Annotated in this window: 2 protein-coding genes; one reads left to right on the top strand and one right to left on the bottom strand. The window is 59.7% G+C overall.

From position 1 onward, the window contains the following. Window positions 1–172 (bottom strand): LysR family transcriptional regulator (locus ACWTU8_RS31900; RefSeq protein ID WP_455851265.1); only part of this gene is annotated, 172 nt, incomplete at its 3' end. A 112-nt stretch (window positions 173–284) separates the two neighbouring features. Here ACWTU8_RS31900 and ACWTU8_RS31905 point away from each other — a divergent pair. Next, window positions 285–625 (top strand): fatty acid desaturase (locus ACWTU8_RS31905; protein WP_455851264.1); only part of this gene is annotated, 341 nt, incomplete at its 3' end.

Consider the following 625-nt stretch of genomic DNA (forward strand, 5'->3'; position numbering starts at 1 on the left):
TGCGGTTGACCCGTTGAAACAGCTTGCGCCCCATCTGTTCCTCGACGGTGCGGATAAGCTGGCTGACAGCGGCCGCCGAGACCGAAAGCTCCTCCGCCGCCGCGGCGAAGCTGCCCGTGCGCGCCGCGGCCTCGAAGGCCTGAAGTCCTTTGAGCGATGGAGATGTGACCATGATCGCCAGATAGATAAGATGAACTTATCCAAATCGCAGAAATCGTCGTTTTTGGAAAGCTTTTTCACCAGCTAGAGTGGGTCTCATCAAATTGCAAGCCTGGATCGAACCGATGGACCATCGCGACATCATCGCGTCACTTACCCCGGAAGAGCGCAGTCGCCTGACCGCCAAGTCCGATGCTGCCGGTCTCGTTCAGCTCGGCGCCCATTGGGGGGCGATTGTGATCATCGGATCGCTGATCGCCGCGAAAGTACCATTCTGGCCGCTGCTGATGCTGCCGCAAGGCATCCTGATCGTCTTCCTGTTCACGCTGCTGCACGAGACGGTTCATCGCACCGCCTTCGACACGCTGTGGTTGAACGAAGTCGTGGCGCGGGTGTGCAGCCTGGCGCTGGCATTGCCGGCCGACTGGTTCCGCTATTTCCATTTCGCCCATCACCGCTTCACGCA

The sequence above is a fragment of the Mesorhizobium sp. BHbdii genome, assembly GCF_053848045.1.